Here is a 20,393-nt window from a genome sequence, read left to right as displayed (position 1 = left end):
GATTCATGCAAGCTATTTTATATGTCGCTCATGGAAGTAGAGTAAAGGCAGGCGTGGAGCAAGCAAAAATCTTTCTTAAGAGTGTACAACAGGACATTGAAATACCGATTCAAGAAATTTGTTTTTTAGAGCTTGCGACGCCGACGATTGCAGATGGAATAGCAAGCTGTATTAACAGAGGGGCTACAGCTATAGCGATCGTGCCTATTTTATTGCTTGCTGCTCAGCATGCAAAGCACGATATTCCAAGTGAGATTGATAAAGCGAAAAAACAGCATCCACAAGTGCGATTTACATACGGTGAACCACTTGGTGTCCATGAATTATTAATTGATACACTACAGACTAGAATTTTAGAAGCAAGGTGCCCTACTAACGATGCAAGTGTTTTACTTATAGGTCGTGGGAGTAGTGATCCTGCAGTAAAGAGTGATTTAGATAAAATTGCAACAAGATTGCGTGATAAATATGCCTATGAAGCAGTAGACACATGCTTTTTATATGGAATGGGTCCTACGTTTGAAGATTGGATACAACAAGAAAAGAATAGGATCCATCCAGTGTTTATAGTGCCGTATTTGTTATTTACTGGGATTTTGCGCCAAAGTATAGCAAGGCAATTACAAGAGTATGAGAATAAGAACGTTATTTTATGTGAAAGTTTAGGCTATGACGACAATGTAAGGGAAGTTTTAGTGGAACGTATTTGTCAATTATTAAAAATTACTAAGGAAGGTGTTTTGTAATGGTAGATAAAAGGACCGAAAATGTAAATCTAGCATTAGATAATATCCGCCAAATTTTAAATACTGTAAACCACGGATCGATTACATTAATTGTGCAAAATTCCTATGTGGTTCAAATTGAAAAGAAGGAAAAAATACGACTTCGATAATTTTAACTTTTCTCGGTAATCGTATGGTGATAAATCATCAGCAAATGACCTTGAAAATAGTTGTGAAACGCAACCAAATTCAAACAAATAATCAAGATTAGAAATTGATACTAAAACGTGAGGTGGCAAGATTGAAACTACAAGTAGTAAATAGTCCATTTAATGAGGAGCAGGTAAAGCTGTTAAATGAGCTGCTTCCTAAACTAACAGGAGAACAGAGGATTTGGTTAAACGGCTATTTAAGCGCACCACTAGCAACTATTGATTCTGTTGTCGAAAAAGCAACGCCGATAGTAAAAACAAGCACTAAGACCGTGACGATTTTATATGGTTCACAAACAGGCAATAGCCAGGGGTTAGCTGAAAAATATGCCTCAGCTTTGGAAGATAACGATGTCGACGTAACCATTTCATCGTTAGCAACGTTTAAACCAAATAATTTGAAAAAGGTAGCGAATCTTTTGCTCATTGTTAGCACGCATGGGGAAGGGGATCCGCCTGATCAAGCGATACAGTTCTACGATTTTCTGCATAGTAAGCGTGCTCCTAAGTTAGAGCATCTTCATTATTCTGTATTGGCCTTAGGAGATAGTTCTTATGAATTTTTCTGTAAAACAGGAAAGGATTTTGATGAGCAGCTTGCAAAATTGGGGGCAACTTTAATCGTTCCTCGCACAGATTGTGATGTAGATTATGATGACGCGGCTGCACAATGGTTCTTTGCTGTTCAGCAGGCGTTGTTGCAACAGACCGATATAGCTGCTACGACTTCACAAAATCAGACAGTACAAGGAGGCACTACATATTCTCGTAAAAATCCGTTTTATGCAGAAGTACTTGAAAACATTAATTTAAACGGCCGCGAATCAAATAAAGAAACACGTCATATTGAATTATCCATCGAAGGTGCGAGTTTCCATTTCGAACCAGGAGATAGCATCGGTATTCAACCAGATAATGATAAAAAGCTAGTAGATGCTTTAATCACAGCGTTACAGTTTGATCCACAAACTGATGTAACCGTCTTCGAAGAAACGCTACCATTAAAGGATGCATTACAAAAAAAGCTAGAAATTACTGTACTATCAAAGCCGTTGTTAAAAAAAATTGGTGCCTATACGGTCCATCATGAATTTGCAAAGCTACTTGAAGACTCTAATTCATGGAAGGACTATGCAAAGGGAAGAGACTTACTTGACGTTGTGCAAGACTTTGCACCATTTATATGGGATGCGCAGCAATTTGTAGATTTACTACGTAAAATTCCAGCACGTCTATATTCCATTGCTAGTAGTCAGAAGGCAAATAGTGAAGAAGTACATTTAACAATTGGGAAAGTAAGCTATGAGACGAATGGACGACAACGTCTTGGTGTTTGCTCCGGAAGTGTAGCGGAACGTATTCAAATTGGAGATACACTACCGATTTATGTTCATAAAAATCCGAACTTTAGACTACCAGAGCATAAGGACACACCGATTATTATGATTGGTGCTGGCACAGGCGTAGCCCCGTATCGTGCATTTTTAGAGGAGCGTGAGGAATTAGGCATCGAAGGAAAAGCGTGGCTAATTTTGGGTGATCAACATTTTGTCACGGACTTCCTTTATCAAACGGATTGGCAGCGTTGGCTTGCTTCAGGCACGCTCAGTCAAATGCATGTCGCCTTTTCACGTGATACAGATAGAAAAATATATGTTCAACATAAAATCGAGGAAAATGCTGTCGCCTTTTATGAATGGCTAGAGCAAGGGGCTGTCATTTATGTCTGTGGCGATAAAAAATCGATGGCTGCTGATGTTGATGCAACAATACTTCGCGTTATTGAACAACAGGGACAAAAAACGCCAGAGGAAGCTAAAGCCTTTGTCCAAGAGCTAAAACGACAGAAACGCTACCAACGTGACGTTTATTAACTTCTTTCGGCAAGTGTTTTATGTAGCGAAAGTGAAGTGACAGCTACAATTATGCCGAGGCATAATTGATTAAAGGAGCGATAACAAATGACAGAAAAAATAATTTTACCCCCACAACCAGGGAAGCCTAGTGATGTAGAACGTATTAAAACCGACAGTAATTATCTACGCGGAACATTAGAGCGTACGATGAACAATCCATTAAGCTCAGGTATTCCAGAGGATGATAATCGTCTAATGAAGTTCCATGGTAGTTATTTACAAGATGATCGAGATCTTCGTAATGAACGTCAGCGTCAAAAGCTTGAGCCTGCCTATCAATTTATGGTGCGTGTACGTACACCGGGCGGAGCAGCTACTCCAGCACAATGGCTAGTAATGGATGAAATGGCGAGAAAGTATGGTAACGGCTCCTTAAAATTAACGACACGTCAGGCATTCCAAGTGCACGGCATTTTAAAATGGAACGTCAAAAAATATATGCAGGAAATTAATGAGGTGTTACTAGATTCTCTTGCTGCCTGCGGAGATGTGAATCGTAATGTCATGTGTAATGTGAATCCCAACCAATCCGCATTACATGAGGAAGTCTATAATTGGTCTGCAAAATTAAGTGAGCATTTACTACCTAGAACAAGGGCTTACCATGAACTATGGCTAGATGGTGAAAAGGTAGTTGACACTCAAGATGAAGAAATTGAACCTATATACGGTGCGCAATATTTGCCACGTAAATTTAAAATTGGTATTGCTGTTCCACCAAGTAATGATGTAGACGTATTCTCACAAGATATAGGGTTAATTGTAATTGTTGAGGAAGGTAAGCTAATAGGCTTTAACGTAGCAGTTGGCGGAGGGATGGGCATGACACATGGCGATCATGAAACATACCCACAGCTTGCACGTATAATTGGCTTTATAACACCTGATAAACTATTGGAAACAGCGGAGAAAATTATTACGATTCAGCGTGATTATGGGAATCGTTCGGTGCGTAAAAATGCACGTTTTAAATATACAATTGACGCTAGAGGACTTGAATGGTTTAACGAAGAACTAACACGTCGTCTAGGCTGGGGTTTTCAGGAGGCGCGTCCATTTACCTTTCATCGTACAGGTGATGAGTTTGGCTGGGTTAAAGGTGCAGATGGCCAATGGCATTATACATTATTTATTCAAAATGGTCGTATTAAGGACTTTGAAAATTATGAACTACTAACAGGATTACGAGAAATTGCGAAGGTGCATACAGGTGATTTCCGCTTAACGCCAAACCAAAATTTAATGATTAGTAATGTAACGCCGCAAAAGAAGAAAAAAATCGCTGCTATTATTGAGCAATACAAGCTTACAGATGGTGCACACTATTCTGCATTGCGTCGTAATTCGATTGCTTGCGTATCGTTACCAACATGTGGTTTAGCCATGGCAGAAGCAGAGCGTTACCTGCCTTCCCTTATTACAAAAATTGAAACAATCATCGATGAAGCAGGCTTAAATGATACAGAAATTGTTATTCGCATGTCAGGCTGTCCGAATGGTTGTTCTCGCGCAGCAATGGCTGAAATTGGCTTTATCGGTAAAGGTCCAGGGAAATATAATATGTATTTAGGAGCAAGCTTTACAGGTGATCGTCTCAATAAAATATACCGTGAAAATATAGGTGAGGAGGAAATATTGAAGGAGCTTCGTCTAATCCTTCTACACTATGCGAAGGAACGTCTAGAGGGCGAGCATTTCGGTGATTTTGTTATTCGTGCGGGTTATGTAACAGCTGTTTACGACGGACGAGATTTTCATCATAAATAAAATAATAGCCATGTAGCAAAGAAATTTGCTACACGGCTTTTTTAAATGGAAAAGTCCTCTGGGATAAAGACTTTTAATTGCTTTGGTTTGACAAATACATGGTCACCAACCTTAAGCTGAAGGTTAGTAAATTGTTCCTTAGTCAGTTCTGCCTCTAAAAATTCATCTATATCTTCACGACGCAGCTCAATCTGCACGATAGGTCCGAGCAAATGAATATGGCTAACTTTGACGGGGACGGTGCCAGATTTGTTAGTTTTCTCAATATGAATATCATGGGGACGTACATAGCCTACTGCATGATCCACTGTATGTTCTAGTACGCCAGGTACATCAATCGCAAATTCACCATGCAGGAGCATACCATTTTGTAACCGTCCTTTAAAGAGATTCACATTACCTAAAAAATCATAAACAAAAGGACTCTTTGGATTTGTGTATACGTCGTCTGGACTACCAATTTGCTCTATCTTGCCGTTGTTCATTACGACAATTTGGTCTGCAACATCAAGTGCCTCTTCCTGATCGTGTGTGACAAAAATGCTAGTAATATGAAAATCATCGTGAAGCTTTCGTAGCCAACGACGCAATTCCTTGCGTACCTTAGCATCCAGTGCTCCAAAAGGTTCATCTAATAGAAGCACCTTGGGCTCCACTGCGAGAGCTCTAGCAAGTGCAACACGCTGACGTTGCCCACCTGAAAGCTGAGTTGGGTAACGATCAGAAAAATTATCTAGTTTGACGAGTCGTAGAAGCTTCGTCACTTTGTTCTTTATTTCTAATTTAGACGGTCTTGTTTTACGGGGGCGTACTTTAAGACCGTAAGCGACATTATCAAAAACTGTCATATGGCGAAAAAGGGCATAATGCTGGAATACAAAGCCTACATTTCGCTCCTTTGGATGGCGATTTATCATCGATTGACCATCAAATAAAATCTCGCCAACATCTGACGTTTCAAGCCCAGCAATAACGCGTAGTAAGGAAGTTTTGCCAGAACCGGATGGGCCGAGAAGGGCAACCAGTTCCCCTGATTGAATATGAAGTGAAACATTTTCTAAAGCTTGAAAGGAACCGAATTTTTTAGATACATTTTTAATTTGAATGCTCATGCTGACAATACCTCCTTTAAACGGATTTTGATTTCCAAGCAATAATATCTTTAACGATAAGTGTAATAATGGCGATCACACTCATCAGTGAAGCAACGGCGAAGGCTGCTGCAAATTGGTACTCATTATATAAAATTTCAATATGAAGGGGCATTGTATTTGTCATTCCTCGAATATGCCCTGATACTACAGAAACGGCACCAAATTCACCGATTGCCCGAGCATTACATAGTATAAGACCGTACAATAAGCCCCATTTGATATTTGGCAATGTCACATGCCAAAATGTTTTAAAACCATTGGCACCAAGTGAAATGGACGCCTCCTCCTCAGAAGTGCCTTGTGTTTGCATAAGAGGAATAAGCTCCCGTGCAACAAAAGGCAACGTAACAAAGACAGTAGCAAGGATAATACCGGGTAGCGCAAAAACAATTTTAATGTCATGTTCAAATAACCAATCCCCAAATAGTCCCTGTGAGCCAAACAACAAAATAAATACTAAACCTGCAATAACAGGAGATACTGCAAAAGGGAGATCGACGATTGTAAGTAATAGATTTTTTCCTTTAAAGTTGAACTTTGTTAAAGCCCAAGCAGCCATAACGCCAAAGATTGCGTTTAATGGTACTGCAATCGCGACGACAGTTAAGGTTAATTTTATAGCTGCCAATGCATCTGGATGTGTGATAGCTGCTACATATACGTCCACCCCTTTTTGAAAGGCGGTGGAAAAAATTGATACTAATGGAAGTGCAATGAAAAATGCTAAAAAAGCTAGCGCGATAAAAGTTAGCGTATATCGGACAAAGCGAGGCTCTTGTAAGGCAGCAGACTTTGTCACTGCATTATTTTTTTCAGGAGCGACTTGCTGTATAAATGTAGACTGTTCCATAAATACCTCCTAATGTACAAAGCGACGATTTACCAGCCATTGTATAAAATTAATGCTAAATAATAGAATGAAGGAAGTGACAAGCATTACTACTGCAATAGCGGTTGCACCAGCATAGTCATATTGCTCGAGCTTAGTCATAATAATTAATGGTGTAATTTCAGTCTTCATCGGCATATTACCGGCGATAAAAACAACAGAACCGTACTCTCCTAATGCACGTGCAAATGCTAATGAAAAACCTGTTAAAATGGCAGGAGCAAGCTCTGGAAAAATAACTTTACGAAAGGTTTGTAAACGAGTTGCTCCAAGACTTGCAGAGGCTTCCTCAACCTCAGTACTAATATTTTGTAAAACAGGCTGCACAGTACGGACGACAAATGGTAGCCCAATAAATGTAAGGGCAATGATAATGCCGAGTGGCGTATAGGCAATTTTAAAATTAAAAAATTGACCAATCCAACCATTTGGCGCATAGAGTGATGTTAAGGTAATTCCTGCCACAGCAGTTGGCAAAGCAAAGGGTAAATCGACAAGTCCATCGATGATTCGTTTAAATGGAAAGTGATAGCGCACAAGCACCCAAGCAATGATTGTGCCAAAAATAACATTTAGTAAACCAGCAGTGAACGCTGTACTAAAGCTTACCTTATAGGAAGCGGCAGCACGAGGAGCGGTCACAATATCAACAAACTCTGCCCAGCTTAAGGACATTGTATGAATAAAAATCATAGATAGTGGCAATAAGACTAGCAAGCTAACATATAACATAGTGTAGCCAAGTGAAAGGTGGAAACCTGGAATAATGCGGCGTGTCGTTTTATTAACAGTTAAAATACTCATGACATGCCTCCTTATTGAGGTACATAAATTTCATCGAATGTACCACCATCTTTAAAATGCTTCGCTTGTGCTTCTGCCCAACCACCAAAATCATCAATTGAAACGAGTTCAAGTTTTGGAAATTGCTCTTGATATTTTGCTAGAATTTTTCCATTTCGTGGTCGATAGTAATTTTTTGCAGCAATTTCTTGACCCCGTTCACTATATAAATACTTTAAATAAGCCTCTGCTACTTCGCGTGTGCCTTTTTTATCAACGATTTTGTCAACGATTGCCACAGGTGGCTCAGCTAAAATACTTAAAGAAGGTGTAATGATATCAAACTCGTCACCCAATTCATTGAGCGATAAATGTGCTTCATTTTCCCATGCTATTAAGACGTCACCAATTTTACGTTCAACAAATGTTGTTGTAGCACCGCGTGCACCAGAATCCAGTACTTCTACATTGCTATATAGAGCTTTCATAAATTCTTTTATTTTAGCCTCATCATTTTTATATAATTTCCCTGCATAGGCCCAAGCAGCTAAATAATTCCAACGTGCACCACCAGATGTTTTAGGATTTGGTGTGATGACAGATACATCATCTTTAATTAAATCATTCCAGTCTTTAATACCCTTTGGATTGCCTTTGCGTACTAAAAAGGCAATAGTCGATGTATAAGGTGTTGAGTTATTGTCAAATTCTGTTTGCCAATCTTTATTTAATAGGCCTCGAGCTTGTGCAATCTCATCAATATCGTAAGCTAGTGCTAGTGTAACAATATCTGCCCCTAGACCATCAATTACAGCTCGACCCTGTTTACCAGAGCCTCCATGTGATTGTTTTATCGTTACATCTTGACCGGTTTCATCCTTCCATTTTTTTATAAAATCTTTGTTGAATTCCTCATAAAGCTCACGTGTTGGATCATAGGATACATTTAATAGTTCTACAGGTTTTTTGGATTCCTGAGCACTTGTATTCTTCTCTGAAGAGCTACTGCCGCAACCGGTTAATATTAGAGCTAATGTAGATAAAAGTGCTAAAAATTGGAGATAATGTTTCCTTTTTTTCATAAAAAATCGCTCCTTTTTTGTCTAGAGATTACAAAAGGCCATCTACCGGTACGATTTATATCGTCATAAGTAGATGGCCTTCAGATACTCTGATCAGCATTTTATATTGGTTTGGTTCAAAGCTTAGTTATACAATAAACATATATTTCCTATTAGTCAACAAGGAATTTAAAAATGGTGCTCTTAACCATCATTATATGCAAGAATAAAGTAGAAAAATTTGGGCTCATTGAAATGAAATTTTGCAAAAAAACCTAGTTGACTACTAGGTGTACTTTAGTATATATTTGGTAATAAGAAAAATGATTGTAGAACGAGGTAGCAAATACTAGTGACAATCATTTCATAATAAGCTGGCTAGTCAAACTAGAGGCGTTTTAACAAAGACATGTCTATATATGTCTTTCGTTAGAACGTCTCTTTTTAGTTATGAGGAGGATTATATGCTAACATATGCAACTTGGCATGAGCCAACATTGAATTTTCAAGTAGACGAAACGTATAAGGCTGCACTAGAGGTTTTACAGTGGAGTTATGCTGAATATGAAGAGGATATCGTCTATGCATGTAGCTTTGGGATTGAGGGAATTGTCTTGATTGACCTTATTTCAAAGGTGAAGCCTAATGCTAAGATTATCTTTTTAGATACAGATGTTCATTTTAAGGAAACATATGAAACGATTGATAAAGTAAAAGACAAATATCCGCAGCTTAACATTATTATGCAAAAACCAGCACTTACACTCGAACAACAAGCAACTGAATATGGTGATGAATTATGGAAGTCCAATCCAAATAAATGCTGTGAGATTCGCAAGATTGTACCGTTACATGAAGCGTTAGCGGGCGCAAAAGCTTGGATTTCAGGTTTGCGTCGTGAACAATCACCAACCCGACAAAATACGAACTTTATCAATCGTGACGATAAATTCCAGTCTATTAAAATTTGTCCACTCATTCATTGGACATGGAAGGATGTCTGGCGCTATGTCTCAAAGCATAGTTTGCCATACAATCCATTGCATGACAGAGGCTATCCAAGCGTCGGCTGCGAGCACTGTACAAAACCGGCATTTACAATGGATGATTTGCGTTCAGGTAGATGGCAGGGGTCTGGTAAAACTGAATGTGGATTACATGAGTAAAGGGGTTTTGCCATGCTTGAATATGTAGCAATAGCGATTAGTTTATTTTTTGCGATGAATATAGGTGCTAGTGGAGCGGCAGCCTCAATGGGAGTCGCTTACGGAGCAGGTGCCATCAAAAAAGCTTGGCAAGCATTGCTCATTTGCTCAGTAGGTGTTTTTTCTGGGGCAGTTCTTGGAGGTGGAGAGGTAATAAAAACAATCAGCTCCGGCATAATGCCACAGGAGTACATTACAGTAAAGATTGTCATTATTATTTTGATTTCTGCGACAAGCTCACTATTTCTCGCCAATCTTTTAGGCATCCCATTATCAACAAGTGAAGTGACAGTAGGAGCAGTTGTAGGTGTAGGGATTGCCTACAAAGTGTTATATATTAAATCATTGCTTGTCATCATATCGTTTTGGGTAATAGTGCCAATTGTAGCGTTTGTCATTGCATTTGTCTTTGGGAAGTGGCTGTATAAATTACGTGTTAAGGGCTTGTTAAAAGATCATTCAATATTAACAATCCTCCTTGTGTTCGCTGGATTTTTCGAAGCCTTTTCAGCAGGGATGAATAACGTAGCAAATGCAGTTGGGCCTCTTGTTGGTGCAGGAATGATGAGTGTAACAACTGGAATATTACTTGGTGGGGCATTTGTGGCGCTTGGGGCGGTGCTACTAGGAAAACGAGTGCTTGAAACAAACGGTAAAAAAATTATGCGCTTTGAGAAGGCAGAAGGGATATTAATATCGAGCACAGGTGCACTACTAGTCGGTATAAGTTCTATCTTTGGGCTGCCCGTGCCGTTAACACAAGTAACATCCTCTTCGATTATCGGGATGGGGATGGCTAAAAACGGGACACAAATTTTCCATAAGCATATTGTGAAAAAAATAATCCGTATTTGGATTGTCTCGCCAATCCTTTCTTTAACCATCTCCTATTTTTTAGTACAGCTATTTTTAGAGAAAGATTTCTATGCCATCGTCATAATTGGCAGCATTATTATTGGAACACTTGGTGTCATTAGCTTAATGCGAACAATGCGTGAAGAAGAGCGCTCAATATACGATGAGGGTGAAGGAATTTAAATACCTGGTTGAGGGGAAAGCCGGTCAATTCAGAAGGATTCCCGATCATTTCTGTAAGGAAGAAATTAATCGAAGAAGCCTCAATTTGCCTAAGATGAAAAATCAATGTAAATAAACTTAAATATCAGGCGTGTTGATTAGGAAAATATAGGGTTATTATTGGCTAATAAAATGATTTTTTTGTTGATATTTTACTAATGTATGTCCATTTTAACTGATTGTAGCATAGGGCTACTCGACGCTCACCCACAGCGGAAATCAGAGCCTTCTAATTAATTATAGTAGATAAAAATGGTCGATCAACACGCTTGATTAAATATAAAACTGAGTAATTCAATAAAACTAGGAGGAGATTTTGATGAGTTTACAACCGCATGGTGGACGATTAGTGCAAGCTTTTAATCCAAAGAAGGATGTAACGCAGATAAATAAAATTATTGATTTGGATGCCATTGCACTTAGCGATTTAGAGTTAATTGCTATCGGTGGTTACAGCCCAATTGAAGGCTTTTTAACACAGGAGGATTATGAATCTGTTGTTGAACATACACGTTTAGCGTCAGGGGTGGTATGGAGTATTCCAATTACATTACCAGTAGTCAAGGAAGTTGCGGCAACATTGCAACCGGGCGAGGAGGCAATATTAGTATACGGTGATGCTGTTTATGGTGTTATTGAAGTTGCTGATATTTATGAGCCAAATAAACAGAAAGAGGCAATGTTAATATACGGCACGAAGGATTCAGAGCATCCAGGTGTTAAAAAGTTGTATGAACGTCCAAGTATTTATGTGGGCGGGAAAATTACATTAGTAAAACGTCTAGAGCAAAAGTTTCCTGCCTATTCATTCGATCCGCTTGAAACACGAAAGCTTTTTGCTGAAAAGGGTTGGAAAACAATTGTTGGTTTCCAAACACGGAATCCTGTGCATCGAGCACATGAATACATTCAAAAGGCGGCACTTGAAACAATTGATGGTTTATTTTTAAATCCACTAGTTGGAGAAACAAAATCAGACGATGTATTAGCTGCAATTCGCATGGAAAGTTACGAAGTTTTACTACAAAATTATTATCCTGAAAATCGCGTGCAATTAGGCGTGTTTCCAGCTGCAATGCGTTATGCAGGTCCAAAGGAAGCTATCTTCCATGCACTTGTACGAAAAAATTATGGCTGTACGCACTTTATCGTTGGGCGTGACCATGCAGGTGTTGGTGATTACTATGGCACATACGATGCACAAAAAATCTTTGAACAATTTACGGAAGATGAATTAGGAATTATTCCATTAAAATTTGAGCATAGTTTCTATTGCAACAAATGTGAGGGCATGGCAACGACGAAAACTTGTCCACATGATAGCTCGGTGCATGTTATTTTATCGGGTACTAAGGTTCGTGAAATGTTACGTAATGGCGAATTGCCTCCAAGTACATTTAGCCGAAAAGAGGTTGTGGATGTACTAATTAAGGGAATGCGTAAGGAGGTTTTAAAGTGAGTTCAAATATCGTTTGGCATGAAGCTTCCATTACGAAAGAGGAGCGTCGTACACAAAACAAGCATCAAAGTTTTATTTTATGGTTCACCGGCTTATCAGCATCTGGGAAATCTTCTGTGGCAAACGCATTTGCACGCAGACTCTTTGAACGTGGCCATCAAGCATTTGTCTTAGATGGTGATAATGTTCGCCATGGCTTAAATAAGGATTTAGGATTTGATGAAGCTGGTCGAAAGGAAAATATCAGACGTATTGGAGAGGTATCTAAGCTTTTTGTGGAAAATGGACAAATTGTTCTAACTGCTTTTATTTCACCTTACCGAGAAGATCGTCAAGTTGTCCGTGAGCTTGTGGAAACAGGGGAATTTATAGAGGTATATGTGAATTGTTCGGTAGAAACGTGTGAAAAACGTGATCCAAAAGGTCTTTATAAAAAAGCACGTAATGCGGAAATTCCAAACTTTACTGGGATTAGTGCACCCTATGAAGAACCGGAAAATCCAGAAATTATTTTAGACACAGAACTTCATTCTATCGAAGAATGCGTAGTCCAGCTCACAGACATATTAACTTCAAAAGGATATATATACTAAATCTGTTTTCTTAAAGAATCTGCTTACTTATGATGAGCAGATTTTTTTATGTAGATTTACGGTTCATCACCAAAAGTTGTGGATGACTTTTGTTAAAACGTCTACTATGTAAATAGTTATTGGAGTGGAGACTGGGCGACTCCTCGGGGATCAGCGATAGAGGAACGAAGGCTAAAAGCATCACATCCTGTGATAACGCCTTCGTGACCAACATCGTGTTGGCCCGAGACCCTGCAGCGCAGCGGATGTTTTCTGTGCGAAAGCGTAGCGTCAGCTACAAAGCGCCCAGTCGGAACGGAAATCAACCACACGTTTTGGTGATGATCCAGATTTACCTATTTTTATAGAATTATTCCATGTGTTGTGGGATGATTAAGTCATCATATGTTATAGGAGATGAAGAAATGAGCATACATATTCAACTACTAACGGAGGATATTGTAAACCAAAAATTATTAAATGAAATATTGGAGCTATGGAATGAAAATGCCATAGAAACTGCAGATTGCGAATTAGGGGAGAGTGAAAGGAAGGGTATTCAAGAACAACTAGAACAATATATTCAATCAAAATATGGGGCCATTTATATAGCAACTGATGAAAATAATGCAATGATTGGTTTTGGGATGGCTTCGATCAAAAAGGATTTTATTTTCGATATGAACTATGGTCAAATAGACGAGGTTTATGTAGTGCCAGTATATAGAAGACAGAAGGTTGCTAAACGTCTAGTAGATGATTTAGTGAATTGGTTTAATGACGAACATAATACTACTGTAGTAAATGTTTATGTAGATTTAGAAAATGACTTAGCACTAAACTTTTGGGAAGGCATTGGTTTAGAGAAGGAATTTTTTATGCTATCAAATAACTAAAAAAAGTGGCCAATGAAGTTTATTCATTGGCCAACTTTTTTGGAAAAGTTATTTAATGCCTTGTTCTTTTTTCATCCGATCAATTTCAGGTCCAAGCTCGTCGTGTATTGTGCCTTTCCAAGGCTTTACACCAGCGATGTATGAGGAGCGAGTCATAATATGCCCTCCAACAGGACCTGTGATAAACAGGAACAGTATACCGAGTAAAATGCGGGGATTAAAGTGATCTTCAATTAACCAAAAGTGAAAGAATACCCCAATGAGTACGCACATGACACCGAGCGTTGCACTTTTTGAAGCAGCGTGCGCACGTGTGTACAAATCAGGTAAACGGACAAGACCAATGGCTGTCACGACTATAAATAGCACCCCTACAGAAATGAAAAAGATAACTAAACTATTAGCGAGAATTGTCACGTTTAATGATATCTCCTTTCTCTATGAATTTAGAGAAAGCAACCGTACCGATAAACGATAAAATCGCTAACAATAATATAATCTCCAGGAAGAAGCTTGTTTCAACCAGTACTGAAAACAGTCCAATGAGCGAGATGACTGATACACCTAATGAATCCAATGCTACTACACGATCAGATGCAGAAGGTCCTTTAACCATTCGATAAATGACTGCAATCAATGATAAGCAAATCACTACAATCGAAGCAATAATAAATGTTGTCATGATTTACTCACCTCCAAAATCGCTTTCTCAAATGAATCTTGAATTGCTGTAATCGCTTCATCGACATCACTAATATCAATAGCGTGTACATACAAAGTTTTTGCATCATCTGATACGTGGACTACTACAGTACCAGGTGTTAACGTAATAAGACTTGATAATAAAGTAATTTCCCATTCTTGTGTTAACACAGTCGGATAGGCAAAGAATGCAGGCTGCATATCCAACTTAGGCTTTAATACCACTCGAAGAACTTGTACATTCGCTAACACTAACTCCTTTAAAAAGAGTAACGTCAACTTAATGATTGCCCATATGCGGTAGACGTAAAGACGGGTAGTAAAAAATCTACGCATAATAATGAGCAATATAATACCGAGAATGAACCCAATGATAAAGCCTGTTGCTGTGTAATTAGAAGAAAGGAACATCCAAACGAAGGCAAGTACAACATTTAAAATAATTTGAAATGCCATATCTCTAATCCTCCTTCATTACAGCATCTATATAAATAGATGGATCACTTAATAGTTTTGCCGCATCGTCCATAAATGGAGTAATCCATTCAGAGCCTACACCATACGCTACAGTAATGAGCACTAAAAGAACGGTAGGCACAAATAGTGTATAGTAGACTTTTTTATCGACAGTACCCGTTGTTTCTTTTTCTTCACCCCAGAAGGCATAAAGGAAAATACGAATAACCGATAATAAAACGAGAAGTGATGAAGCTAAAATAAAAATACTACTCCATTTACTGCCTGCTTCAAATCCTCCCTGTACAATCAACAGCTTTCCAACGAAGCCACTAAGTGGGGGGATCCCTGCTAAACCAAATGCTGCAATTAAATAGCACCAACCAAGAGCAGGATATTTATTCATAAGACCGCCCATTTTTCGTAAATCAGATGTGCCAGTAATGTAGATGACGATCCCTATTAACATAAAGAGCGCTGCTTTAATAAGCATGTCATGGATTAAATAGAACATTGCACCTTTTAGGGAGATTTCATTCATTTGAGAAACACCAAATAAAATAACACCTACAGCTATGACAATATTATATATAATGATGAGCTTCACATCATGGTAGGCAAGTGCACCAATACAGCCCGCAATAATTGTTGCAACTGCTAATGCCATCAGTAAATCATGTGTATACGATAAATCATGAACAAAGAACAATGTATATGTTCGAGTAATCGCATAAATGCCCACCTTTGTTAGTAGTGCACCAAATAGCGTTAGCACTGGTATAGGTGCTGCTGCATAAGAAGTTGGTAGCCAGAAGTATAGCGGGAAAATAGCCGCTTTTAACCCAAATACCATTAAAAATAGTACAGCTATAACCGTAACGATACCTGGCTGATTAATTTCAGCAATTTTTACTGCAATATCTGCCATGTTTAATGTACCTACTACAGAGTAAAGGAAGGCAACTGTAATAACAAATAAAGCAGATGAAATAACATTAATTAAAATATATTTAATGGAACCTTTAAGCTGTCCTTTTTCGCCCCCAAGAACGATGAGCAAATAAGAGGCCATTAACAATACCTCGAAGAACACGAAAAGGTTAAAAATATCGCCTGTCGTAAATGCCCCGTTAACCCCAGTTAAAATAAACATAATGCCAGGATAATAGAAGAAGCGTTCACGTTCCTTTGTGATGGAACCAAAGCCATACCAAACAACAAAGAAGGTGATCAGCAGCGTTGTAGTGACAAGCAATGCAGATACCATATCAGAAACCATCGTAATGCCATACGGCACAGGCCAATTCCCGAACGTTACCATTTGAATACCATCATTTTTCACTTTTATAAGCAGTGAAATGGCTGATGTAAGTGCGAGCACTATACCAAGTAATGCGAATGAACGCTGATATTTTAAGTTTTTTTGCCCGAATATTAAAATCATACCGAAGAAAAATGGAATGATAATTGGCAGTAGAAGGAAGTTATTCATCCTCATCACTTCCTCTCATTAAGCTTATATCATCTGTCTCGAGCTCCTGATAAGAACGATATGCAAGTACTAAGAAGAAAGCTGTTACCCCAAAACTAATAACAATCGCTGTTAAAATAAGCGCCTGTGGTAATGGGTCTGCAAAAGTTTTTGCCCCTTCCTTTAAAACAGGTGGTGCTTCTCCACCTAGCCCGCCCATCGTTAAAATGAGAAGATGAGCGCCATGACTTAAAAGACCTGTCCCGATAATAATACGCAATAAGCTTTTGGATAAGATTAAATAAATCGCTGCCATAAATAGAAAGCCTATGACAAACGCCATCATTATTTCCATTATTCATCCTCCCCAATCGTTTGAATAATGGTCATCGTAACGCCGACAACAACCAAATAGACACCGCTATCAAAAAGCATAGCCGTGTGTAATGACTGTTTGCCTAGAAGCGGTAAATCGAAATAATCAAAGAAATGTGTAAAAAACGGTTTACCTATAAACATTGGGAAAGCGGCTGTTGCGAGTGCTAGAAGTAAGCCAATTGCAGTTAAATACGTATAATTTATAGGTAAAACCTTACGAACCGTATTTAAATCAAAGGCAAGGACTAAGAGCACGACCGCACTCGATGTTAAAAGTCCACCAACAAAGCCGCCTCCAGGTGTGTAATGACCAGCGAGAAAAATATGAATGGAGAAGAAGAAAATAATGAAGAATACAATTTTTGTTGTAAATTGTATAATTACATCATTTGTTTTCATGTGTTTTCTCCTTTCTATTCATGCGTAGCTTGATCATTGCTAAAATGGCCATTCCAGCAATAGCTAGCACTGTAATTTCAAATAATGTATCAAAGCCACGGTAGTCTACTAAGATAACGTTGACAATGTTTCCACCGCCTGCTTTTGAATAAACTGTTTCCTCATAATACTTCGAAATAGCCGGAATCAATTTTTGTGAATGTGCAGACAGTGCTAAAAGCGTAACCATAACACCGACAGCAACGGAAACAATCGCGCGATTTAATTGGAATCTCATGCGCTCTTCTCGTTTTCCGAGCTTCGGCAGATGATAAAACGCTAGTAAAAATAGCGCAACAGAAATTGTTTCAATGACAAGCTGTGTTAATGCTAAATCAGGAGCATTAAAAATAACGAAGAATAATGCTACTGTGTAGCCCACAGCACCAAGGCCTATAATAGCTGTTAAACGTGACTTTGCCAAAATTGTAATGGCTGTTCCAATGACTAATACTACAACTAAAATGATTTCGTAAGGACGAATAGGTGAAACGTCTTGGAAGGAGACTGTAAAAGCATTCTTCACAAATAAAGAACCGATTACAATCGCCGCAATGCTACTAAACATATACAACAGGTAGTGACGCATAGAGCCCGTCATATAAAGACGTGATACGCGATTTAACCCAACATCTAGTCCGAGCATAATCTTGTCGTATGCATTATTTAACGTTAAAGATTGCGGGAATCTTTGGTAAATAACCTGCCATTTCGGTAATGCTACAAACAATAGAACCCCAACAATTACTATGCCAAATGTCATGACTAATTCGGGAGTAATTTCACCATGCCAAGCAGCCACGTGAATATCAATATCCTTTGGTGAATCATATAAGAATGGCTGAATAGCTTGTACTGCTGGTTTTACAAAGGTATCTCCAACTAGATTCGGAATAAAGAATATTGTTACGACTAATGCTGCTAAAATCATCGGCGAAATTAGCATACCAATCGGTGCCTCATGTGGTTTATGAGGTAATTTTTCTGGTTTATATTTACCAGTAAATGTTCTGAAAACAAAATAGAAGCTATAGACAAATGTAAATATACTAGCAATCCAAGCGACAATTGGGAAAAGTGCTCCCCATGTTTCGAAGCCTAAAAATTCGAAATTTTGCAGTGCAAGCATGGCAGTTAAAAACATTTCCTTACTTAAGAAGCCGTTAAATGGCGGTAGACCAGCCATTGATAAGCTTCCGATAGCCGCTACTGTAAAGCTAAGCGGCATAATACTCATTAATCCACCGAGCTTACGAATATCACGTGTACCTGTTTCATGATCGACAATGCCGGCAATCATGAATAGGCTTCCTTTAAACGTTGCATGGTTGATAAGATGGAAGATTGCCGCAAAGGCAGCAAATTTAATAGTATCTGTAGTCCCATTGCCATGAAACGCTAAAGCACTGGCGCCGAGCAATGACATGATAAGTCCAAGCTGACTCACTGTGGAGAAAGCAAGGATTCCTTTCAAATCTGTTTGCTTTATAGCAAAGAATGAACCCCAGAATAACGTTAAAATACCTACGCTTGTAACGAGCCATACCCAAAGCTCAGAAACAGCGAAAATTGGTGTAAAGCGTGCAACTAAATAAATACCTGCCTTTACCATTGTTGCAGAGTGAAGGTATGCACTTACTGGTGTTGGCGCTTCCATTGCATCTGGTAACCAAATGTAGAATGGGAATTGGGCAGACTTCGTAAATGCTCCTAGAAGTATTAAAACGAGCGACCAGGTGAACAGGGGATGCTGCACTAAACTAGGTGCCATTACAATAAGTTCACGGATTGAATACGTTCCTCCCATTATATAAAGAAGGATGAATCCTCCTAACATCATCAAGCCGCCACCGACTGTAATCATCATTGACTTAAGTGCACCAAAGCGAGAGGCATCACGAGAATACCAATAGCCGATCAGTAAAAATGATGAAATAGATGTTAGTTCCCAAAAGAAGTACAGCGTAATTAAATGATCTGACTGTACTACTCCTAGCATTGCGGTCATAAATAATAATAGGTAAACATAAAAATTATGTAATTTTTCTTTATGTTTGTCTAAGTAAAAAATAGAGTAAAGTACGACCAATGAGCCAATTCCAGTAATCAGCAATGAGAACAGCAAGCTAAGTCCATCTAAATAAGAAACGATGGAAATATCAAGCGATGGAATCCAAGGAAGCTCTTCAAGAAACACTTTACCATCTGCTACTTTTCCGATATAAGATGCGTAAATAATCGCGAGTGTAGCAGGAACTGCAAGAACAAACCAGCCTGTGTGAATATTTTTAATGCTTTTATATAAAAGTGGCACAAATATTGCAGCAAGCATTGGAATGAAAATATAAAGTACTTGTAACAAAAAAATCCTCCTTTATGCAGATAAGTATGTTAATTATATCGCACTTTTTGTAGGATTGCATATGCACTCATATGATTTAGCTTGCGGTAATGGAAGAACTTTGGATATATTATAAATAGGAAGTTATCAATAATAATAGAGGAAAAAATTATTTATGAAAAACCCTTATATTTATGGTTATCTACCATTAATTACAATTTTATTGTTTAGTTTGACATTTGGAATGTATGCAGTAAGTGAATCGTTGCAAGTTTTTCATGCAATCGGTGTGTATTCCGGTATGCGTGAGTTTTTATCCGATTTCGAGCTCCGTGTCTTCTTGCTAATTGTCTTTGCTGTAATCTTTTTTATGCTATTTTCAGCATTAAAATTAGTAGGGGAAACGATTCATGAGTTAGGAATGTTATTTTTCTCAAAGGATCATGATGGTACGACAGTGAATCAAGCTCGAGGTGGATACATCATTTTATTAGTTGGTGCAATCTGTTCAGCCTTTGCTATTCAATTTATTTACGTTTTAGTAGGTATTTTTGTCTTAACCGTTTTTATCTACTTTATTTATCTTATCTATAAAATGAGTCATTTTATGTCGATGGGTGGAACAATTGGCTTATTAGTATTTGAACTTTTTATGTGGACTATACTATTATCGCTATTAGTTTATGTTGTTTTAAAATTGTATAATGGTATTTTAGCAAGTTTACCGTTTGCTCACTAAATGCCTCGGTTTATTAAACTGCATAGTAATGTTAAACAATGAAAGGAGCAGCCTTAGAGTGAAGAATTTCACTCTGGGCTGCTCCTCTTAACTTCTTACAGCGGGTATCCAAACATCTGTACCTGTCGCTACGCTTTCGGTACAAAAGACAT

General features: G+C 38.4%; 21 protein-coding genes. 10 read left to right on the top strand and 11 right to left on the bottom strand.

Annotation, left to right across the window (positions count from 1 at the left end):
* The first annotated feature begins 5 nt into the window (after positions 1 to 5).
* The 4 genes from ACIQZA_RS10700 (at position 6) to cysI (ending at position 4,620) form a co-directional block, all read left to right on the top strand.
* Positions 6 to 746 (top strand): sirohydrochlorin chelatase, encoded by a 741-nt coding sequence (locus ACIQZA_RS10700; protein WP_400938708.1) that lies wholly within the window; start codon positions 6 to 8, stop codon positions 744 to 746.
* Positions 746 to 895 (top strand): YezD family protein, encoded by a 150-nt coding sequence (locus ACIQZA_RS10695; RefSeq protein ID WP_400938706.1) that lies wholly within the window; start codon positions 746 to 748, stop codon positions 893 to 895. The genes ACIQZA_RS10700 and ACIQZA_RS10695 overlap by 1 nt, the downstream gene beginning before the upstream one ends.
* Before the next feature lie 131 nt (positions 896 to 1,026).
* On the top strand, positions 1,027 to 2,811 hold the full coding sequence (locus tag ACIQZA_RS10690) for an assimilatory sulfite reductase (NADPH) flavoprotein subunit (protein ID WP_400938704.1): 1,785 nt from the start codon (positions 1,027 to 1,029) through the stop codon (positions 2,809 to 2,811).
* 87 nt (positions 2,812 to 2,898) lie between these two features.
* A complete protein-coding gene (gene cysI, locus ACIQZA_RS10685; protein WP_402881480.1) occupies positions 2,899 to 4,620 on the top strand; it encodes an assimilatory sulfite reductase (NADPH) hemoprotein subunit in 1,722 nt (573 codons plus the stop codon).
* Between the two features lie 41 nt (positions 4,621 to 4,661).
* Here the strand turns inward: cysI and ACIQZA_RS10680 are convergent, their stop codons facing one another.
* Genes ACIQZA_RS10680 through ACIQZA_RS10665 form a run of 4 tightly spaced genes read right to left on the bottom strand, consistent with a single transcriptional unit; the run spans position 4,662 to position 8,528 of the window.
* Entirely contained in the window at positions 4,662 to 5,732 is a 1,071-nt protein-coding gene (locus ACIQZA_RS10680) for a sulfate/molybdate ABC transporter ATP-binding protein (RefSeq protein ID WP_402881477.1), read from the bottom strand.
* A gap of 16 nt (positions 5,733 to 5,748) precedes the next feature.
* The gene (gene cysW, locus ACIQZA_RS10675) at positions 5,749 to 6,624 is read right to left on the bottom strand and encodes a sulfate ABC transporter permease subunit CysW (RefSeq protein WP_402881475.1); all 876 of its coding nucleotides are present in this window, start codon (positions 6,622 to 6,624) and stop codon (positions 5,749 to 5,751) included.
* Between the two features lie 9 nt (positions 6,625 to 6,633).
* Entirely contained in the window at positions 6,634 to 7,467 is an 834-nt protein-coding gene (gene cysT, locus ACIQZA_RS10670; RefSeq protein ID WP_402881472.1) for a sulfate ABC transporter permease subunit CysT, read from the bottom strand.
* An 11-nt stretch (positions 7,468 to 7,478) separates the two neighbouring features.
* Positions 7,479 to 8,528 (bottom strand): sulfate ABC transporter substrate-binding protein, encoded by a 1,050-nt coding sequence (locus tag ACIQZA_RS10665; protein WP_402881469.1) that lies wholly within the window; start codon positions 8,526 to 8,528, stop codon positions 7,479 to 7,481.
* Between the two features lie 443 nt (positions 8,529 to 8,971).
* Here ACIQZA_RS10665 and ACIQZA_RS10660 point away from each other — a divergent pair, with 443 nt between their 5' ends.
* The 5 genes from ACIQZA_RS10660 (at position 8,972) to ACIQZA_RS10640 (ending at position 13,716) form a co-directional block, all read left to right on the top strand.
* A complete protein-coding gene (locus ACIQZA_RS10660; RefSeq protein ID WP_402881468.1) occupies positions 8,972 to 9,673 on the top strand; it encodes a phosphoadenylyl-sulfate reductase in 702 nt (233 codons plus the stop codon).
* A gap of 12 nt (positions 9,674 to 9,685) precedes the next feature.
* Positions 9,686 to 10,750: a sulfate permease gene (locus ACIQZA_RS10655; RefSeq protein WP_400938687.1), complete on the top strand. Its 1,065-nt coding sequence runs from the start codon at positions 9,686 to 9,688 to the stop codon at positions 10,748 to 10,750.
* Between the two features lie 358 nt (positions 10,751 to 11,108).
* Complete coding sequence (gene sat / locus ACIQZA_RS10650; RefSeq protein ID WP_400938685.1) at positions 11,109 to 12,248, top strand: sulfate adenylyltransferase; 1,140 nt, start codon at positions 11,109 to 11,111, stop codon at positions 12,246 to 12,248.
* Positions 12,245 to 12,841, top strand: coding sequence for an adenylyl-sulfate kinase (gene cysC, locus ACIQZA_RS10645; protein ID WP_400938683.1), 597 nt, complete (start codon positions 12,245 to 12,247; stop codon positions 12,839 to 12,841). The genes sat and cysC overlap by 4 nt, the downstream gene beginning before the upstream one ends.
* A gap of 404 nt (positions 12,842 to 13,245) precedes the next feature.
* Positions 13,246 to 13,716: a GNAT family N-acetyltransferase gene (locus ACIQZA_RS10640; RefSeq protein ID WP_142510537.1), complete on the top strand. Its 471-nt coding sequence runs from the start codon at positions 13,246 to 13,248 to the stop codon at positions 13,714 to 13,716.
* Between the two features lie 48 nt (positions 13,717 to 13,764).
* On the opposite strand, the gene mnhG is transcribed toward ACIQZA_RS10640, so the two are convergent.
* The 7 genes from mnhG to ACIQZA_RS10605 are packed head-to-tail and all read right to left on the bottom strand — an operon-like array spanning position 13,765 to position 19,523.
* Positions 13,765 to 14,133, bottom strand: a complete 369-nt coding sequence (gene mnhG, locus ACIQZA_RS10635; protein ID WP_132361712.1) for a monovalent cation/H(+) antiporter subunit G — start codon at positions 14,131 to 14,133, stop codon at positions 13,765 to 13,767.
* Positions 14,117 to 14,398 (bottom strand): Na(+)/H(+) antiporter subunit F1, encoded by a 282-nt coding sequence (locus tag ACIQZA_RS10630; RefSeq protein WP_400941703.1) that lies wholly within the window; start codon positions 14,396 to 14,398, stop codon positions 14,117 to 14,119. Before ACIQZA_RS10630 ends, mnhG begins: the two co-directional genes overlap by 17 nt.
* Positions 14,395 to 14,874, bottom strand: a complete 480-nt coding sequence (locus ACIQZA_RS10625; RefSeq protein ID WP_400941706.1) for a Na+/H+ antiporter subunit E — start codon at positions 14,872 to 14,874, stop codon at positions 14,395 to 14,397. The genes ACIQZA_RS10630 and ACIQZA_RS10625 overlap by 4 nt, the downstream gene beginning before the upstream one ends.
* A gap of 4 nt (positions 14,875 to 14,878) precedes the next feature.
* Positions 14,879 to 16,366, bottom strand: coding sequence for a Na+/H+ antiporter subunit D (locus ACIQZA_RS10620; protein ID WP_400941708.1), 1,488 nt, complete (start codon positions 16,364 to 16,366; stop codon positions 14,879 to 14,881).
* The gene (locus ACIQZA_RS10615) at positions 16,359 to 16,700 is read right to left on the bottom strand and encodes a Na(+)/H(+) antiporter subunit C (protein ID WP_387083678.1); all 342 of its coding nucleotides are present in this window, start codon (positions 16,698 to 16,700) and stop codon (positions 16,359 to 16,361) included. The genes ACIQZA_RS10620 and ACIQZA_RS10615 overlap by 8 nt, the downstream gene beginning before the upstream one ends.
* On the bottom strand, positions 16,700 to 17,122 hold the full coding sequence (locus tag ACIQZA_RS10610; RefSeq protein ID WP_400941711.1) for a Na(+)/H(+) antiporter subunit B: 423 nt from the start codon (positions 17,120 to 17,122) through the stop codon (positions 16,700 to 16,702). Before ACIQZA_RS10610 ends, ACIQZA_RS10615 begins: the two co-directional genes overlap by 1 nt.
* Positions 17,109 to 19,523, bottom strand: coding sequence for a Na+/H+ antiporter subunit A (locus ACIQZA_RS10605; protein WP_402881464.1), 2,415 nt, complete (start codon positions 19,521 to 19,523; stop codon positions 17,109 to 17,111). Before ACIQZA_RS10605 ends, ACIQZA_RS10610 begins: the two co-directional genes overlap by 14 nt.
* Positions 19,524 to 19,677: 154 nt before the next feature.
* Between ACIQZA_RS10605 and ACIQZA_RS10600 the strand changes: the two genes are divergently transcribed.
* Positions 19,678 to 20,241, top strand: coding sequence for a DUF5366 family protein (locus ACIQZA_RS10600; RefSeq protein WP_142510531.1), 564 nt, complete (start codon positions 19,678 to 19,680; stop codon positions 20,239 to 20,241).
* The last annotated feature ends 152 nt before the right edge of the window (positions 20,242 to 20,393 follow it).

This window comes from Lysinibacillus sp. NPDC096382 (genome assembly GCF_044762845.1).
Classification (GTDB): Bacteria; Bacillota; Bacilli; order Bacillales_A; family Planococcaceae; genus Lysinibacillus.
This window is presented reverse-complemented; position numbering and strand designations above follow the sequence as displayed.

Bases quoted from the DNA above. Each gene is read 5' to 3' on its own strand.
- ACIQZA_RS10700 (WP_400938708.1), top strand. From the start codon at position 6: ATGCAAGCTATTTTATATGTCGCTCATGGAAGTAGAGTAAAGGCAGGC.
- ACIQZA_RS10695 (WP_400938706.1), top strand. From the start codon at position 746: ATGGTAGATAAAAGGACCGAAAATGTAAATCTAGCATTAGATAATATC.
- cysI (WP_402881480.1), top strand. From the start codon at position 2,899: ATGACAGAAAAAATAATTTTACCCCCACAACCAGGGAAGCCTAGTGAT.
- ACIQZA_RS10680 (WP_402881477.1), bottom strand. From the start codon at position 5,732: ATGAGCATTCAAATTAAAAATGTATCTAAAAAATTCGGTTCCTTTCAA.
- cysW (WP_402881475.1), bottom strand. From the start codon at position 6,624: ATGGAACAGTCTACATTTATACAGCAAGTCGCTCCTGAAAAAAATAAT.
- cysT (WP_402881472.1), bottom strand. From the start codon at position 7,467: ATGAGTATTTTAACTGTTAATAAAACGACACGCCGCATTATTCCAGGT.
- ACIQZA_RS10665 (WP_402881469.1), bottom strand. From the start codon at position 8,528: ATGAAAAAAAGGAAACATTATCTCCAATTTTTAGCACTTTTATCTACA.
- ACIQZA_RS10660 (WP_402881468.1), top strand. From the start codon at position 8,972: ATGCTAACATATGCAACTTGGCATGAGCCAACATTGAATTTTCAAGTA.
- ACIQZA_RS10655 (WP_400938687.1), top strand. From the start codon at position 9,686: ATGCTTGAATATGTAGCAATAGCGATTAGTTTATTTTTTGCGATGAAT.
- sat (WP_400938685.1), top strand. From the start codon at position 11,109: ATGAGTTTACAACCGCATGGTGGACGATTAGTGCAAGCTTTTAATCCA.
- ACIQZA_RS10640 (WP_142510537.1), top strand. From the start codon at position 13,246: ATGAGCATACATATTCAACTACTAACGGAGGATATTGTAAACCAAAAA.
- ACIQZA_RS10630 (WP_400941703.1), bottom strand. From the start codon at position 14,398: ATGACAACATTTATTATTGCTTCGATTGTAGTGATTTGCTTATCATTG.
- ACIQZA_RS10625 (WP_400941706.1), bottom strand. From the start codon at position 14,874: ATGGCATTTCAAATTATTTTAAATGTTGTACTTGCCTTCGTTTGGATG.
- ACIQZA_RS10620 (WP_400941708.1), bottom strand. From the start codon at position 16,366: ATGAATAACTTCCTTCTACTGCCAATTATCATTCCATTTTTCTTCGGT.
- ACIQZA_RS10615 (WP_387083678.1), bottom strand. From the start codon at position 16,700: ATGGAAATAATGATGGCGTTTGTCATAGGCTTTCTATTTATGGCAGCG.
- ACIQZA_RS10610 (WP_400941711.1), bottom strand. From the start codon at position 17,122: ATGAAAACAAATGATGTAATTATACAATTTACAACAAAAATTGTATTC.
- ACIQZA_RS10600 (WP_142510531.1), top strand. From the start codon at position 19,678: ATGAAAAACCCTTATATTTATGGTTATCTACCATTAATTACAATTTTA.